We start from the raw sequence: 15,244 nt of genomic DNA on the forward strand, positions 1-15,244 counted from the left end.
ATGGAGTCGGCAGAGGTCGCGCGGCGCTTCCTCAACTTCTTCGCCGAGCGCGGGCACACGGTCGTGCCGTCGGCCAGCCTGATCGCCGAGGACCCGACGCTGCTGCTCGTGCCCGCCGGGATGGTGCCGTTCAAGCCCTACTTCCTCGGCCAGCGCACGCCGCCGTCGCCGCGCATGACGAGCGCGCAGAAGTGCGTCCGCACCCCGGACATCGAAGAGGTCGGCAAGACCACGCGGCACGCCACCTTCTTCCAGATGCTCGGCAACTTCTCCATCGGGGACTACTTCAAGGAGCAGGCGATCCCGTTCGCCTGGGAGCTGCTGACGCGCTCGCGCGACGACGGCGGCTTCGGCTTCCCCGAAGAGAAGCTCTGGGTCACCGTCTACACCGACGACGATGAGGCCCAGGACCTGTGGCACAGGGGGGTCGGCGTCCCGCTGGAGCGCATCCAGCGCCGCGGCCTGGCCGACAACTACTGGCACATGGGCGTCCCCGGCCCCGGCGGCCCCTGCTCGGAGATCTACTACGACCGGGGGCCCGAGCACGGCCGCGAGGGCGGGCCCGTCGCCGACGAGGACCGGTACCTGGAGGTCTGGAACCTCGTCTTCATGCAGAAGCAGCTCGGGACCGTCCGCTCCAAGGTCGACTTCGACGTCGTCGGGGACCTGCCGTCGCGCAACATCGACACCGGCATGGGCCTGGAGCGCATGGCGGCGATCCTCCAGGGCGTCGACAACATCTACGAGACCGACACCCTGTGGCGCGTCCTGGAGCGCGCGGCCGAGCTGACCGGCGCCAAGTACGGCGCCGACCACCGCGCGGACGTGTCGCTGCGCGTCATCGCCGACCACGTCCGCAGCGGGACGATGATGGTCGCCGACGGCATCCGCCCCGGCAACGAGGGGCGCGGCTACGTGCTGCGCCGCATCCTGCGCCGGTCCGTCCGCAACCTGCGGCTCCTCGGCGGGCAGGACGCCGGGCTCATGCACGCGCTCACCGACGTCGCCATCGCCGCGATGGGCGAGCAGTACCCCGACCTCGTCCGGACCGCCGCGAACATCCACACCGTGATCGACGCGGAGGAGGAGTCGTTCCTCCAGACGCTCCGCACCGGCACGGCGATCTTCGACACGGCCGTCGCGGAGACCCGGAGCGCGGGCGCCGGCGCGCTGCCCGGCGCGCAGGCGTTCAAGCTCCACGACACCTACGGCTTCCCGATCGACCTCACGCTGGAGATGGCCGCCGAGCAGGGCCTGCGCGTGGACGAGGACGGCTTCCGCCGGCTCATGGCCGAGCAGCGCGACCGCGCCAAGAAGGACGCCCGCGAGAAGAAGACCGGCAACCTCGACGTCTCCGTCCTGGACGAGCTGCTCACCCGCTCGGGCGGACGCGTCGACTTCACCGGCTACGGCGCGGTGACCGGCGACGCCCGCGTGGTCGGGCTGATCATCGACGGCGCCAACGTCGCGGCGGCCGGGGAGGGCACCGAGGTCGAGGTCGTCCTGGACCGCACCCCCTTCTACGCCGAGGGCGGCGGCCAGCTCGCCGACCACGGCGCGATCACCTTCGGCAGTGGCGCCCGCGTCGAGGTCCGCGACGTCCAGACGCCGCTGGCCGGGCTGATCGTCCACCGGGGGACGGTCGTGTCGGGCGAGGCCCGCGTCGGCGACACCGCGTTCGCCGAGGTCGACGTCGAGCGGCGCCGCGCGATCTCCCGCTCGCACACCGCGACCCACATGGTCCACGCCGGGTTCCGCCGCGCGCTCGGCGAGTCCGCCGCGCAGGCCGGGTCGGAGAACTCCCCGGGCCGGTTCCGGTTCGACTTCACCGCCTCGGGCGCCGTCCCGCCGAGCGTGCTGCGCGACGTGGAGGACGAGGTCAACGCCGTCCTCATCGAGGACCTGGACGTCCGCTGGTTCAACACCTCCATCGACGAGGCCCGCGCGATGGGCGCCCTGGCGCTGTTCGGCGAGAAGTACGGCGACGAGGTCCGCGTCGTGGAGGTCGGCGACTACTCCCGCGAACTCTGCGGCGGGACGCACGTCGCGTCGTCCGGGCAGCTCGGGCTGGTCAAGGTGCTCGGCGAGTCGTCCATCGGCGCCGGCGTCCGCCGCGTCGAGGCCCTGGTCGGCGTGGACGCGTTCCGCTTCCTCGCCCGCGAGAGCGTGCTCGTCGCGCAGCTCGCCGAGCAGATGAAGGTCCGCAAGGAGCAGCTCCCCGAGCGGGTCTCGGGGATCGTCGCGCGGCTGCGCGAGGCCGAGAAGGAACTGGAGAAGCTGCGCTCCCAGCAGGTCCTCGCCGTCGCCGGTTCGCTGGCCGACGGCGCGGCCGACCTCGGCGGCGTCGCGTTCGTCGGGCACCGCGTCCCGGACGGCACCGGCGCCGACGACCTGCGCAAGCTCGCCGCCGACGTGCGCGGGCGCCTTTCCGGACGGCCCGCCGTCGTCATGGTCGCGGGCGTGCCCAAGGACCGGCCCGTCGTCGTCATCGCCGTCAGCGAGGGCGCGCGCGAGCGCGGCCTGAAGGCGGGCGCGCTGGTCGGCGTCGCCGCCCGGACGCTCGGCGGCGGCGGGGGCGGCAAGGACGACATGGCCCAGGGCGGCGGCTCGGACGCCGCCGCGATCGGGGACGCGCTGGCGGCCGTCCGCCGCGCGGTCGAGGCACCGTGAGCGGGGCGGCGCGATGAGGACCGGCGTCCGGCTCGGCGTCGACGTGGGGAGCGTTCGCACCGGGGTCGCCCGCAGCGACCCCGGCGGCGTGCTCGCCACCCCGCTGGAGACCGTCCGCAGCGGGCGCGGCGACGTGGACCGGCTCGTCGCGCTGGTCGCCGAGTACGAGGCCGTCGAGGTCGTCGTCGGGCTGCCCACCTCCCTGTCGGGGCGGGAGGGACCGGCCGCCGCGTCCGCGCGCCGGTTCGCCCGGATGCTGGCCCGGCGGCTCCCCGCCGGGACCGTCCGGATGTACGACGAGCGGCTCACCACCGTCACGGCGGAGAGCGGACTGCGCGCGAGCGGCGTGCGCGGCCAGGCCCGCCGCAAGGTCGTGGACCAGGCCGCCGCCGTCGTGCTGCTGCAGGCGGCGCTGGACGCCGAACGGACCACGGGCCGTCCCCCGGGCGAGAGCGTCGGTGAGCGCTGATGAACGATCTGGACCTGTTCTCCGAGCAGCCCCGCGAGGAGCGGCGGCGCCGTCCCGCGCGCGTCCGGCAGCGCCGCAAACGCCGCAGCGGCAGCGCCGCGTTCCTGTTCTCGATGGCGTTCCTCGTCGCGGTCGTCGGCACCGGCGGCGTCCTCGGCGCCGCGTGGCTGAACAACCGCATCCACCCGCCGGACTACTCCGGCGCGGGCACCGGGACCGTGACCGTCCAGGTCGCCGAGGGGGCCACCGGACGCGCCATCGGGGACGCGCTGCAGGAGCACGGCGTCATCCGCAGCGTCGCCGCGTTCCTCAAGGTCTACGCGGGGGAGACCCGCGCCAGCTCGATCCAGCCCGGCTTCTACCAGATGCGGCAGAAGATGTCGTCGCACGCCGCGATGGCGCTGCTGCTGGACCCGAAGTCGCGCGCGGGCAACCAGATCACGATCCCCGAGGGACAGCGCGCGAGCGAGATCTACGGGTTGCTGGCCAAGAAGACCGGCATCCCGGTGCGCAAGTTCCAGACCGCCGCCAAGGACGGTGCGGCGCTCGGCCTCCCGTCCTACGCGCGCGGCAAGGTCGAGGGCTACCTGTTCCCGGGCCGCTACGACCTGGACCCGAACGCGTCCGCCGCCGGGATCCTCAAGGACATGGTCGCCCGGTTCAAGAAGGAGACCGAGGACCTGGACCTGGAGTCCAAGGCGTCCGAGGTGGGGCTGAAGCCGGGCGACGTCGTCGTCCTCGCCAGCCTGCTCCAGGCCGAGGGCGGCACCGAGGAGGACTACCCCAAGATCGCCCGCGTCCTCTACAACCGCCTGAACCGGGGCATGAAGCTCCAGCTCGACACGACCGTGCTGTACGCGCTGAACAAGCGCACCTTGCACGTCACCTACAAGGACACGGCCGTCCGGTCGCCCTACAGCACCTACTACGTCAAGGGCCTGCCGGCCGGCGCGATCGACAGCCCCGGCGAGGCCGCGCTGAAGGCCGCGCTGGCGCCCGCCAAGGGCGACTGGCTGTACTTCGTGACCACCGACCCCTCCACCGGGTACACCGAGTACGGCGTCACCGACGCCGACTTCACCCGGATGAAGAACAAGCTGGACAAGTGGCTGGAGAAGCACCCCGAATGACGGTCCGCGCGGCGGTGCTCGGCTCGCCGGTCGCCCACTCGCTCTCGCCCGTCCTGCACCGCGCCGCCTACGCGGCCCTCGGACTGGACGACTGGACGTACACCGCCGTCGAGTGCGCCGAGGACGGCCTCGCGCCGTTCCTCGGCGGGCTGGACGAGTCCTGGGCGGGCCTGTCGCTGACGATGCCGCTCAAGCGGGTCGCCCTCGACCTGGCCGCCGAGGTGTCGGAGCTGGCGGTCGCGGTCGGCGGGGCGAACACGCTCGTCCGGCGCGACGGCCGGTGGCACGCCGACAACACCGACGTCCACGGCATCGTCGCGGCCCTCACCGAGGCGGGGCTCGGCGCGCCCGCGTCCGCGCTCGTCCTCGGCGGCGGGGCGACGGCCGCGTCCGCGTTCGCCGCCCTGTCCCGGCTCGGGGTGGCGAAGGCGCGGCTGGCCGTGCGCAGCCCCGAGCGCGCCGCCGCGTCGCTGGCCGCCGCCGAGCGGGTGGGGCTGACGGTCGAGGTCGCGACGCTGGACCGCGTCCCGGAGCTGCTGGACGTCGACCTGGTCGTCTCCACGCTGCCCGGTCGCGCCGCCGACGCGTTCGCCGCGCCCGTCGCGGCGTCCCGCGCGGCCCTGTTCGACGTGGTGTACGCGCCGTGGCCGACCGCGCTGGCCGCCGCCGTCGCGGGGGCGGGCCGGACGGTCGTCGGCGGGTTCCCGATGCTGCTGCACCAGGCCGTCCGGCAGGTGACGCTGATGACTGGCCGCACGGACGTCCCCGTCGCCGCGATGCGCGCGGCCGGCGAGGCGGAGCTGGCCCGCCGCGCCTGACGGGCCGGGGAATGCCGCGCCCGGTCCCGGGGTTGTACCCGCCGAGGGCCTGGTGTCGGCTCTTCGCACAGGTGGTACAGTGGATGCCTGACCGGCCTGGCGAACGTGTCGAGAGACGCGGGCACCGGGCGCTCAAGCGGAGGCCACCTCCCACCTGACCGGCTCGCGGCCGGCGGGTCTCGGTCCGGCGCACGGCGCACAGCCGTGCCGCCGTCGCCTCGGCGCACCGTCGCCGAGGCGGCCGAAGGTGGCCCCGTATGACGAGTCGTACGGGGCTTTTCGCATGAGGGCCCAGGGGTACGACCGGTCCGAAGACTTCACTGCAGCGGCCCCTAGGAGGTCCCATCAGCGCCGAACCGCGTATCAACGACCGCATTCGCGTGCCCGAGGTCCGGCTCGTCGGACCGAACGGCGAACAGGTGGGCATCGTGCCCATCGCCAAGGCCCTGGACCTGGCGCGCGAGTCGGACCTCGACCTGGTCGAGGTGGCGCCCACGGCGCGCCCGCCCGTCGCCAAGCTCATGGACTACGGCAAGTTCAAGTACGAGTCCGCGATGAAGGCGCGTGAGGCGCGGAAGAACCAGGCGCACACGGTCATCAAGGAGATCAAGCTCCGGCCGAAGATCGACCCGCACGACTACGAGACCAAGAAGGGTCACGTGGTGCGGTTCCTCAAGGCCGGGGACAAGGTCAAGGTGACGATCATGTTCCGCGGCCGTGAGCAGTCCCGGCCGGAGCTGGGCTTCCGGCTGCTGCAGCGGCTGGCCGACGACGTCGAGGAGCTGGGCTTCGTCGAGTCGCGGGCCAAGCAGGACGGCCGTAACATGATCATGGTGCTCGGCCCGCACAAGAAGAAGGCCGAGGCCAAGGCGGAGGCCAAGGCCGAGCGCGCGGCGACGCGCTCGGGCTCGGAGCCGGCGGCCGGCTGACCGCGGGGCCGGCCACAGTGCCGGCCCGGCACCGGCTCCGTACCGGCGGAGTCGGGAACGCACGTACATTGAGCCTGTCCAGGCGCGGTCCGAGCGACCGGGGGAGCGCGCCCGTTCAGGCACGCCCGCGCGCCGCCGCGCACGGACGGACGAGCAGAGGAGACGACGGCGACCATGCCGAAGACCAAGACCCACAGCGGTGCCAAGAAGCGCTTCAAGCTGACCGGCTCCGGCAAGGTGCTGCGCCGCCGCGCCAACAAGAACCACCTGCTCGAGCACAAGCCGACCAAGCGGACGCGCCGGCTCGACGGCCCCGCCGTGGTGTCGCCGGCCGACACGAAGAACATCAAGAAGCTGCTGCGCAAGTAACCCCAGGACACCACTACGACCTGCCGGGACCCGGAAGGGCCCCGGCCTCCACGAAGGAGAACATCACGTGGCACGCGTGAAGCGGGCGGTCAACGCCGCCAAGAAGCGCCGGGTCGTCCTGGAGCGCGCGAGCGGCTACCGCGGCCAGCGGTCGCGCCTGTACCGCAAGGCCAAGGAGCAGCAGCTCCACTCGATGACCTACGCCTTCCGGGACCGCAAGGACCGCAAGGGCCAGTTCCGCCGGCTGTGGATCCAGCGCATCAACGCCGCCGCCCGCGCCAACGGCCTGACCTACAACCGCCTCATCCAGGGCCTCAAGCTCGCCGAGGTCGAGGTGGACCGCCGCATGCTCGCCGAGCTGGCCGTCAACGACGCCGCCGCGTTCGCGGCGCTGGTCGAGGTCGCCAAGGGCGCGCTGCCCGCCGAGGGCAGCGAGGCGGCCTGAGACCCGCGGTCCCCGGTCTCCGGACCCGGAAAGAAGAAGAGGGCGCATGGCGGGCCGTGAGCTGACCTCGATCCGCTCCCCGCGGGTGAAGGCCGCACGACGGCTCGCCAAGCGCGCGTTCCGCCGCCGTGAGCGGCGGTTCCTCGCCGAGGGGCCGCAGGCCGTGCGCGAGGCGCTGGAGATCCCCGGCGGTCTCGCCGAGCTGTTCACCACCGCCGAGGCCGAGACGCGCCACGCGGACCTGGTGGCGGCGGCCGAGCGGGCGGGCGCCCCGGTGCTGCGCGTCAGCGGCGAGGTGATGGCCGAGCTGGCGCAGACCGTCACGCCGCAGGGGCTGCTGGCGGTCTGCGAGTTCGTGGACGTGTCCCTGGAGACGTCGCTCGCCGCCTCGCCGCGGCTGGTGACGGTCCTCGCGCACGTCCGCGACCCCGGCAACGCCGGGACCGTCCTGCGGACCGCCGACGCCGCCGGATCGGGCTCGGTGGTGTTCACCGACGCGTCGGTGGACCCCTACAACGGCAAGTGCGTCCGGGCGTCGGCGGGCAGCCTGTTCCATCTGCCCGTCGTGGTCGGCCCCCGGTTCGACGCGCTGATCCCCGAGCTGTCCAAGGCGGGGCTCACCGTCCTCGCCGCCGACGGCGCGGGCACGCGCACCCTGGACTCCTGCGTGGACGACGGCACGCTCGCCCGTCCCACGGCCTGGGTGTTCGGCAACGAGGCGTGGGGCCTGCCCGACGAGATCCTGCGGCACGTGGACGAGGTCGTCCGCGTCCCGATCTACGGCCGCGCCGAGAGCCTCAACCTCGCGACCGCCGCGGCGGTCTGCCTTTACGCCTCGGCGCGGGCCCAGCGCGGCTGACCGTCCGCCGGCCGCGAGCAGGCCGCACGCTGGCCGCTTGCTGGCCGTGCGCTGGCCGCCCGCTGACCGGTTACGGCCGCGTCGGGCGCCGCGCTGTCCGGTTTGACCTGGGAGAATGGCGACGGCGGCGCCGGGGGACGAGCGCCGCCGTACTCCGCAGGTAGGAGCCGGAAACCACTCCGGCGGCGGACGAATTCTGTCATCACCGATGTTTACGGTGATGAGCGTGCGCGGCGTTCATGCCGCGCGGATGGGGGCTGACCATGATGGCCGACGACAGGACGACCGCCGAGCGGCGGACCGCCCGGCGGGGGCCGGGCGCCGTGCGCTGCCGCGCGGGCGCGCTCGAGCCCGACGAGTCCGGGTACGACGCGGGAACGGTCCCGTGGGCGACCCGGACGCGTCCGGGGCTGGAGATCGCCACCTCGCGCGTCCGTGACGGCGTGGTCGTGGCGTCGGTCTCGGGGGAGATCGACCTGCACACGGCCGACCGGCTGCGCGCCCGCCTGATCGGCCTGCACGCGGCGGGCCGGCGGTCGGTCGTGGTCGACTTCGCGGGCGTGCCGTTCTGCGACGCGGCGGGCCTCGGCGCCCTGGTCGCGGCGCACAACGACGTCGTGGCGCGCGGCGGCGCGATCCGGCTGGCGCGGATGCGGCCCGCCCAGGAGCGCCTGGTGCGCATCACCGGCCTGCACCGGCTGTTCCCCGTCCACGCGACGCTGGACGAGGCGGTCGCGGAGGCCACAAAAGCCTTGCCCTGACGGGCTTCGCGGGTCCCGGCGGCCCTTGCAGTGCGGATAGAGTCTGGTGGCGACGGACCGTGTTCCGACGGGTGCTGGAGGCCGCCGTGGGTGGAGTGGACGTGCCCGGCGGGCTGCCCGCCGACGTCCCGCCGCGCGCCGCGCTGGACGACCTGCCCGACGGACTGCTGATCGCCGACGCGCGGGCGCGCGTGGTGGCGTTCAACCGGGCCGCGGTGCGGATGACGGGCGTCCCGGCGGGCTCGGCGCTCGGCGGGGACTTCCGCGACGTCCTGCCGCTGCACGACGCGGAGGGCCGCGACTGGTGGAAGTGCGTCGCGCCCTACGACGGCCTGGCGACGCGCACGCGGCACCCCGAGCGGTCGCTGTACCTGGCGGACGGGACGGAGCTGCTGGTCACCGCGTCCTACCGGCGGGACGCGCGCGGCCGGGTGGAACGTTTCACGGTGGCGCTGCGCGACGCCGCCGCCCGCGCCCGCCGCGAGCGCGACCGCGCGGACCTGGTCTCCACCGTCGCCCACGAGCTGCGGTCGCCGCTGACGAGCGTGAAGGGCTTCACCGCCACGCTGCTGGCCAAGTGGCACCGGTTCAACGACGACCAGAAGCGGGTGATGCTGGAGACCGTCAACGCCGACGCCGACCGCGTCACCCGGCTCATCACCGAACTGCTGGACGTGTCGCGCATCGAGGCGGGACGGCTGGAGATGCGCCGCCGCGTGGTGGACCTGGACGTCGAGGTCCGCCGGGCCGTGGCGGGCCGGATCGCGGCGGGCGACCCCGCCGACCGCTTCCGGTTCGAGCCGCGCGGCGCGCTGCCCGAGCTGTGGCTGGACCCCGACAAGATCGACCAGATCCTCGGGAACCTGCTCGAAAACGCCGTGCGGCACGGGGCTGGTACTGTCACGATCGTGGTGGAACCGGACGTGCAGGAGAGGGGAGCCGCCGTGTCGGTGCGCGACGAGGGCGAGGGCATTCCGCCCGAGGCCGCCCAGCGCGTGTTCCGGCAGTTCTGGCGGGGCCCCGGCGGCAACCGCCGCGCCGGCACCGGTCTCGGCCTGTTCATCGTCAAGGGCCTCGTGGAGGCCCACGGCGGCACGATCGCCGTGCGGCGCGCGCCCGGCGGCGGCGCCGAGTTCCGATTTACCGTGCCCGCCGGCGCTCCCGCGCACACGGTCTGACCCGCCCGCCGGGCGGGACGGCGTCCCGGGAGCCCCGCGCGGGCGGCGCCGCGGCGCGCGAAGATCGGTACCCGTCCGCGCACTAGACTGCGGACGTCCCACGCCCACCGGAGTTGTCATACCACCATGTCTGCACCCAACAAGTCCTATGACCCCGTCGAGGTCGCGGCGCTGAGCGCCGAGTCGCTTGACCGGGCGCGCGCGGACGCGCTGGCGGCCATCGAGGCCGCCGCCGACCTCGACGCGCTCAAGCAGGTCCGGCTCGCCCACGCGGGCGACCGGTCGCCGCTGGCCCTGGCCAACCGCGAGATCGGCGCGCTGCCCCCGGCGGCGCGCGCCGAGGCGGGCAAACGCATCGGCGCCGCGCGCGGCGCGGTGACGCAGGCGCTGAAGGCCCGCCAGGCGGAGCTGGAGGAGGAGCGCGACCAGCGCGTCCTCGCCGAGGAGGCCGTCGACGTCACGCTCCCGTGGGACCGCGCGGCGCGCGGCGCGCGACACCCGCTGACGACGCTCCAGGAGCGGATGGTCGACGTCTTCGTCTCGATGGGCTTCGAGGTCGCCGAGGGCCCCGAGGTCGAGGCGGAGTGGTTCAACTTCGACGCGCTGAACTTCCCGCCCGACCATCCGGCCCGCTCCATGCAGGACACGTTCTTCGTGGAGTCGGAGGAGACGGGCCTGGTGCTGCGCACGCACACCTCGCCGATGCAGGTCCGCTCGCTGCTGTCGCGCGAGTTGCCGGTGTACGTGGTGGGGCCTGGCCGCACCTTCCGCACCGACGAGCTGGACGCCACGCACAGCCCGGTCTTCCACCAGCTCGAAGGGCTGGCGGTGGACGAGGGCCTGACGATGGCGGACCTGCGCGGCGGCATCGACGCGTTCGTCGCAGGGATGTTCGGTCCGGGCCTGGTGACGCGGATGCGGCCGTCGTTCTTCCCGTTCACCGAGCCGTCCGCCGAGGTGGACATGCAGTGCTTCGTGTGCCGGGGCGCGTCCGCCGAGCCGGGCGGCGAACCGTGCCGGACGTGCTCGTCGGAGGGCTGGATCGAGCTGGGCGGCTGCGGCATGGTCAACCCGCGCGTGCTGGTGGCCTGCGGCATCGACCCCGACCGCTACAGCGGGTGGGCGTTCGGGCTGGGCGTGGAGCGGACGCTGATGTTCCGGCACGGCGTCGAGGACATGCACGACATGGTGGAGGGCGACGTGCGCTTCACCCTTCCGTTCGGGATGGAGATCTGATGCGCGCCCCGCTCTCCTGGCTGCGGGAGTACGCCGACCTGCCGGCCGGGGTCACCGGCCGGGAGCTGGCGGCCCGGCTGATCGACGCCGGGCTGGAGGTCGAGACGGTCGAGCGCGTGGGCGACGACGTCCGCGGCCCGCTGGTGGTCGGCGAGGTCCTGGCGATCGAGGAGCTGACCGGGTTCAAGAAGCCGATCCGGTACTGCCAGGTCGACGTGGGCGAGGCCAACGGCACGGGTGAGCCGCAGAACATCGTCTGCGGCGCGACGAACTTCGCCGTCGGCGACCGGATCGTCGCGATCCTGCCCGGCGGGATGCTGCCCGGCGGGTTCGAGATCGGCGCCCGCAAGACCTACGGCAAGGTGTCCGAGGGCATGATCTGCTCGGTCAGCGAGCTGGGCATCGGGGAGGACCACGACGGCATCCTCATCCTGCCCGGGTCGCCCGAGCCGGGCGCGGACGCGATCGAGCTGCTCGGCGTGCGCGACGACGTCCTGGACATCGCCGTCACGCCCGACCGGGGCTACTGCCTGTCGATCCGCGGCGTGGCGCGGGAGGCCGCGACGGCGTACGGCGTCGCCTTCCGCGACCCGGCGGACGTCGACCTGCCCACGGGCGAGGGCGACGGGCCGGGCGTGGCGATCGCCGACCCGTCGGCGTGCGACCGGATCGTGCTGCGCGAGGTGCGCGGTCTCGACCCGTCCGCGCGGGCGCCGATGTGGATGCGCGTGCGCCTGCACCGGGCCGGGATGCGGTCTGTGTCGCTGGCGGTGGACGTCGCCAACTACCTGATGCTGGAGCTGGGCCAGCCGCTGCACACGTTCGACGGGGACAAGGTGTCCGGGCCGATCACGGTGCGCCGCGCGGCGCCCGGCGAGACGCTGGAGACGCTGGACCACGTCGAGCGGAAGCTGCACCCCGAGGACGTCCTGATCGCCGACACGACGGGCCCGCTGTCGCTGGCGGGGACGATGGGCGGCCTGGCCACCGAGATCTCCGACGCGTCCACGAGCACGGTGATCGAGGCGGCGCACTTCGACGAGATCGGCGTCGCGAAGATGGCGCGGCGGCACAAGCTGCACAGCGAGGCGTCCTACCGCTTCGAGCGCGGCGTGGACCGGGAGCTGGCGCACCGCGCGGCGTACCGGGCGGCGACGCTGCTGGCGGAGCTGGGCGGGGCGCGGATCGTGCCGGGCGTGTCGTCGGCCGAGGCCCCGGTGGCGCCGGTCGAGATCACGATGGCGGCCGACCACCCCGACCGCGTGGCCGGTGTGGCGTACGGACGGGACACGGTCGTCCGGCGGCTGGAGCAGGTCGGCTGCACGGTCGCCGGGGACGCGACGCTGACGGTGACGCCGCCGTCGTGGCGTCCGGACCTCACCGACCCCAACGACCTCGCCGAGGAGGTCATCCGGCTGGAGGGCTACGAGAACATCCCGTCGCGGGCGCCGCGTCCGGCGGCCGGGCACGGCCTCACCGGCGCGCAGCGGCTGCGCCGCCGGGTCGGCCGCGCGCTGGCCGGGGCCGGGTACGTCGAGACGATCAACTTCCCGTTCGCGGCGGAGAAGGACTGGGACGCCCTCCAGCTCCCGGCCGAGGACCCGCGCCGCCGGGCGCTGCGGCTCGCCAACCCGCTGTCGGAGGACGAGCCGCTGCTGCGGACGACGCTGCTGCCGGGCCTGCTGAAGGCGCTGGCCCGCAACGTCGGCCGGGGCTTCGGCGACGTCGCGCTGTTCGAGCGGGGCGTGGTGTTCCGTCCGGCGGACGGCCCGGTGGCGTCCGCGCCGCGCCTGCCGGTGGACCGGGGCCCTTCGGCGGACGACGTCGCGGCGCTGGACGCGGTGCTGCCCGACCAGCCCGAGCGGGTCGCGGCGGTGCTGGCGGGCGAGCGCGCGCCGTCCGGCTGGTGGGGCGCGGGCCGTCCGGCGACGTGGGCGGACGCGATCGAGGCCGCCCGGACGGTCGCGCGCGAGGCCGGCGTGGAGCTGCGCGTCGAAGCGGACCGGCACGAGCCGTGGCACCCGGGGCGCTGCGCCGCCCTGTACGCCGGGGACGTCCTGGTCGGCCACGCGGGCGAGCTGCACCCGCGCACGACCAAGGCCTACGGGCTCCCGGCGCGGTCCTGCGCGATGGAACTGGAGCTGCGCGGTCTCGGCGAGCCCGCCGCGCCGCGCGCCCCGCACGTGTCGGCCTACCCGGTCGCCACGCAGGACGTCGCGCTGATCGTGGCCGAGGACGTCCCGGCGGCGGCGGTCGAGGCGGCGCTGCGCGACGGCGCGGGCGAGCTGCTGGAGTCGGTGCGGCTGTTCGACGTCTACACCGGCGAGCAGGCCGGCGAGGGCCGCCGGTCGCTGGCGTACACGCTGCGGTTCCGCGCGCCGGACCGGACGCTGACGGCCGAGGACGCGGGCGCGGCCCGGGACGCGGCGGTCGCGGCGGCGGCCGAGCGGACGGGCGCGGTGCTGCGCGGCGCCTGAGCCCTGTTGAGGACGCCCCCGTCACGTCGGCGGGGGCGTCCTGTCGTTTGACAGGCGCCCGGGAACCGTTTAAAGTGCTCGGGTCCTATCGCCGCCCGGTTGGGGAGTCCATTGAGGAACTGAGATCGCAGACACCGCGCGATGGCCCGTCTCGACGACGGCCCGCGCACGCGATCTCGGTGGACTTCCGCGTCCCGGGCTTTTTTCATGCCCGCAGGCGCGTCGCGCGGTCCGCGGTGTCTCCAGGTGTCCTTGAACCCTCCACGCACCAGGGGAGCCGCCCTATGTCCCATGCCATCGTCTGCTCTGATCTGTCCTTCGCCTGGCCGGACGGGACGGTCGTCCTGGACGGCCTGGACGCCGCGTTCGGGCCCGTCCGCACCGGTCTCGTCGGCGTCAACGGCGCGGGCAAGTCGACGCTGCTCAAGCTGGTCGCGGGCGAGCTGAGCCCCGCCGCCGGGACCGTCTCGGTCGCCGGGGAGATCGGCTACCTCCCGCAGACGCTCCCGCTCGCCGGGCACGACACCGTCGCTGACCTGCTCGGCATCGCCCGCGCCCGCGCCGCGCTGCTGGCGATCGAGCGCGGCGAGGCGACCGAGGAGAACTTCGCGGCCGTCGGCGACGACTGGGACGTCGAGGAGCGCGCCCGCGCCGAGCTGGCCCGGCTCGGGCTCGGCGACGTCGGCCTGGACCGGACGGTCGCGACGCTCTCGGGCGGGGAGGCGGTGCTGGCGGGGCTCGCGGCGCGGCTGCTGGCCCGTCCGGACGTCCTGCTGCTGGACGAGCCCACCAACAACCTCGACCTGGACGCCCGCCGCCGCCTCTACGACGCGGTGGACGCCTGGACGGGCGTGCTCGTCGTCGTCAGCCACGACCGCGAGCTGCTGGAGCGGGTCGACGCGATCGCCGACCTGCGCGACGGCGCGATCCGCACGTTCGGCGGCACGCTGTCGCAGTACGACGAGCGGCTGGCAGTCGAGCGGGAGGCCGCCGAGCGGACCGTCCGCGCGGCCGAGGGCGACCTGCGGCGGCAGCGGCGCGAGCTGGAGGAGGCGCGGACCAAGCTCGCCCGCCGCGCCCGCTACGGCAAGAAGTCGCAGGACAGCGTCCCGCGCATCGTCGCGGGCCTGCGCAAGCAGCAGGCGCAGGTGTCGTCGGGCAAGCACCGCGTCCTGCACGAGCAGAAACTCGCGGGCGCACGCGACCGGCTGGCCGAGGCGGAGGAGGCGGTCCGCGACGAGGACGAGATCCGGGTGGAACTGCCGAACACCCGCGTCCCGGAGGGCCGGACTGTCCTCACCGTGACCGGCCTGCCCGCTGAGGAGCCCGGGTCGCTGCCCGAGCTGGTGGTGCGGGGCCCGGAGCGGATCGCGCTGACCGGCCCGAACGGCGCGGGCAAGACCACCCTGCTGCGGGCGTTCGCGGGCGGGGCCGCGCCGGACGGCGTCGAGGTCCGGGCGGAGGACGTCCGGTACCTGCCGCAGCGCCTCGACGTCCTGGACGACGCGCTGAGCGTGGTCGACAACGTCCGGGCCGTGGCGCCGTCGGCGTCGGTGCGGGAGGTCCGGGCGGGCCTCGCGCGGTTCCTGCTGCGCGGCGACCGCGCGGACCGTCTCGCCGGGACCCTGTCGGGCGGCGAGCGGTTCCGCGCGGTGCTGGCGTCGCTGCTGCTGGCCGAGCCCGCCCCGCGCCTGCTCCTGCTGGACGAGCCGACCAACAACCTGGACACCGCGAGCGTCCGGGCGCTGGCCCAGGCCCTCGCCGCCTACGAAGGGGCGTTCGTCGTGGTGAGCCACGACCTGCCGTTCCTGCGGACGCTCGGCCTCACCCGGTGGCTGCGCATGGACCGGAACGGGGAGCTTTCGGAAGGCGGGCCCGTGTGAGCGGGCCCGCCCTCCGGGGC

13 protein-coding genes are annotated in these 15,244 nt (G+C 74.4%); all 13 read left to right on the forward strand.

All coding sequences use genetic code 11. The annotated features are described in order from the left end of the window. The 13 genes from alaS to BTM25_RS22050 all read left to right on the forward strand — a co-directional run bounded on the left by alaS (nucleotide 1) and on the right by BTM25_RS22050 (nucleotide 15,224). Complete coding sequence (gene alaS, locus BTM25_RS21990; protein ID WP_103564895.1) at nucleotides 1–2,670, forward strand: alanine--tRNA ligase; 2,670 nt, start codon at nucleotides 1–3, stop codon at nucleotides 2,668–2,670. Between the two features lie 13 nt (nucleotides 2,671–2,683). After that, nucleotides 2,684–3,139 (forward strand): Holliday junction resolvase RuvX, encoded by a 456-nt coding sequence (gene ruvX, locus BTM25_RS21995; RefSeq protein ID WP_103564896.1) that lies wholly within the window; start codon nucleotides 2,684–2,686, stop codon nucleotides 3,137–3,139. Continuing rightward, the gene (gene mltG / locus BTM25_RS22000) at nucleotides 3,139–4,269 is read left to right on the forward strand and encodes an endolytic transglycosylase MltG (protein WP_103564897.1); all 1,131 of its coding nucleotides are present in this window, start codon (nucleotides 3,139–3,141) and stop codon (nucleotides 4,267–4,269) included. The genes ruvX and mltG overlap by 1 nt, the downstream gene beginning before the upstream one ends. Beyond that, nucleotides 4,266–5,087: a shikimate dehydrogenase gene (locus BTM25_RS22005; RefSeq protein WP_103564898.1), complete on the forward strand. Its 822-nt coding sequence runs from the start codon at nucleotides 4,266–4,268 to the stop codon at nucleotides 5,085–5,087. Before mltG ends, BTM25_RS22005 begins: the two co-directional genes overlap by 4 nt. Before the next feature lie 362 nt (nucleotides 5,088–5,449). Continuing rightward, the gene (gene infC / locus BTM25_RS22010) at nucleotides 5,450–6,016 is read left to right on the forward strand and encodes a translation initiation factor IF-3 (protein WP_268877685.1); all 567 of its coding nucleotides are present in this window, start codon (nucleotides 5,450–5,452) and stop codon (nucleotides 6,014–6,016) included. Nucleotides 6,017–6,190: 174 nt separating this feature from the next. Next, nucleotides 6,191–6,385 carry a 50S ribosomal protein L35 gene (gene rpmI, locus BTM25_RS22015; protein ID WP_103564900.1) on the forward strand — a complete coding sequence of 65 codons (195 nt, stop codon included), beginning with the start codon at nucleotides 6,191–6,193 and terminating at the stop codon, nucleotides 6,383–6,385. Between the two features lie 67 nt (nucleotides 6,386–6,452). Next, entirely contained in the window at nucleotides 6,453–6,830 is a 378-nt protein-coding gene (gene rplT, locus BTM25_RS22020) for a 50S ribosomal protein L20 (protein WP_103564901.1), read from the forward strand. Nucleotides 6,831–6,876: 46 nt separating this feature from the next. Then, on the forward strand, nucleotides 6,877–7,689 hold the full coding sequence (locus BTM25_RS22025; protein WP_103564902.1) for a TrmH family RNA methyltransferase: 813 nt from the start codon (nucleotides 6,877–6,879) through the stop codon (nucleotides 7,687–7,689). Between the two features lie 239 nt (nucleotides 7,690–7,928). Beyond that, a complete protein-coding gene (locus BTM25_RS22030) occupies nucleotides 7,929–8,450 on the forward strand; it encodes an STAS domain-containing protein (protein ID WP_235828564.1) in 522 nt (173 codons plus the stop codon). A gap of 86 nt (nucleotides 8,451–8,536) precedes the next feature. Continuing rightward, a complete protein-coding gene (locus tag BTM25_RS22035; RefSeq protein ID WP_103565290.1) occupies nucleotides 8,537–9,628 on the forward strand; it encodes a PAS domain-containing sensor histidine kinase in 1,092 nt (363 codons plus the stop codon). A 126-nt stretch (nucleotides 9,629–9,754) separates the two neighbouring features. Continuing rightward, entirely contained in the window at nucleotides 9,755–10,864 is a 1,110-nt protein-coding gene (gene pheS / locus BTM25_RS22040; protein WP_103564903.1) for a phenylalanine--tRNA ligase subunit alpha, read from the forward strand. After that, on the forward strand, nucleotides 10,864–13,341 hold the full coding sequence (gene pheT, locus BTM25_RS22045) for a phenylalanine--tRNA ligase subunit beta (protein WP_103564904.1): 2,478 nt from the start codon (nucleotides 10,864–10,866) through the stop codon (nucleotides 13,339–13,341). The genes pheS and pheT overlap by 1 nt, the downstream gene beginning before the upstream one ends. A gap of 284 nt (nucleotides 13,342–13,625) precedes the next feature. Next, nucleotides 13,626–15,224: an ABC-F family ATP-binding cassette domain-containing protein gene (locus BTM25_RS22050; protein WP_103564905.1), complete on the forward strand. Its 1,599-nt coding sequence runs from the start codon at nucleotides 13,626–13,628 to the stop codon at nucleotides 15,222–15,224. Nucleotides 15,225–15,244 lie beyond the last annotated feature (20 nt).

Source organism: Actinomadura rubteroloni (assembly GCF_002911665.1).
Classification (GTDB): Bacteria; Actinomycetota; Actinomycetes; order Streptosporangiales; family Streptosporangiaceae; genus Spirillospora; species Spirillospora rubteroloni.

Bases quoted from the DNA above. Each gene is read 5' to 3' on its own strand.
- ruvX (WP_103564896.1), top strand. From the start codon at position 2,684: ATGAGGACCGGCGTCCGGCTCGGCGTCGACGTGGGGAGCGTTCGCACC.
- alaS (WP_103564895.1), top strand. From the start codon at position 1: ATGGAGTCGGCAGAGGTCGCGCGGCGCTTCCTCAACTTCTTCGCCGAG.
- pheT (WP_103564904.1), top strand. From the start codon at position 10,864: ATGCGCGCCCCGCTCTCCTGGCTGCGGGAGTACGCCGACCTGCCGGCC.
- BTM25_RS22005 (WP_103564898.1), top strand. From the start codon at position 4,266: ATGACGGTCCGCGCGGCGGTGCTCGGCTCGCCGGTCGCCCACTCGCTC.
- BTM25_RS22030 (WP_235828564.1), top strand. From the start codon at position 7,929: ATGCCGCGCGGATGGGGGCTGACCATGATGGCCGACGACAGGACGACC.
- BTM25_RS22025 (WP_103564902.1), top strand. From the start codon at position 6,877: ATGGCGGGCCGTGAGCTGACCTCGATCCGCTCCCCGCGGGTGAAGGCC.
- pheS (WP_103564903.1), top strand. From the start codon at position 9,755: ATGTCTGCACCCAACAAGTCCTATGACCCCGTCGAGGTCGCGGCGCTG.
- mltG (WP_103564897.1), top strand. From the start codon at position 3,139: ATGAACGATCTGGACCTGTTCTCCGAGCAGCCCCGCGAGGAGCGGCGG.
- BTM25_RS22050 (WP_103564905.1), top strand. From the start codon at position 13,626: ATGTCCCATGCCATCGTCTGCTCTGATCTGTCCTTCGCCTGGCCGGAC.
- rpmI (WP_103564900.1), top strand. From the start codon at position 6,191: ATGCCGAAGACCAAGACCCACAGCGGTGCCAAGAAGCGCTTCAAGCTG.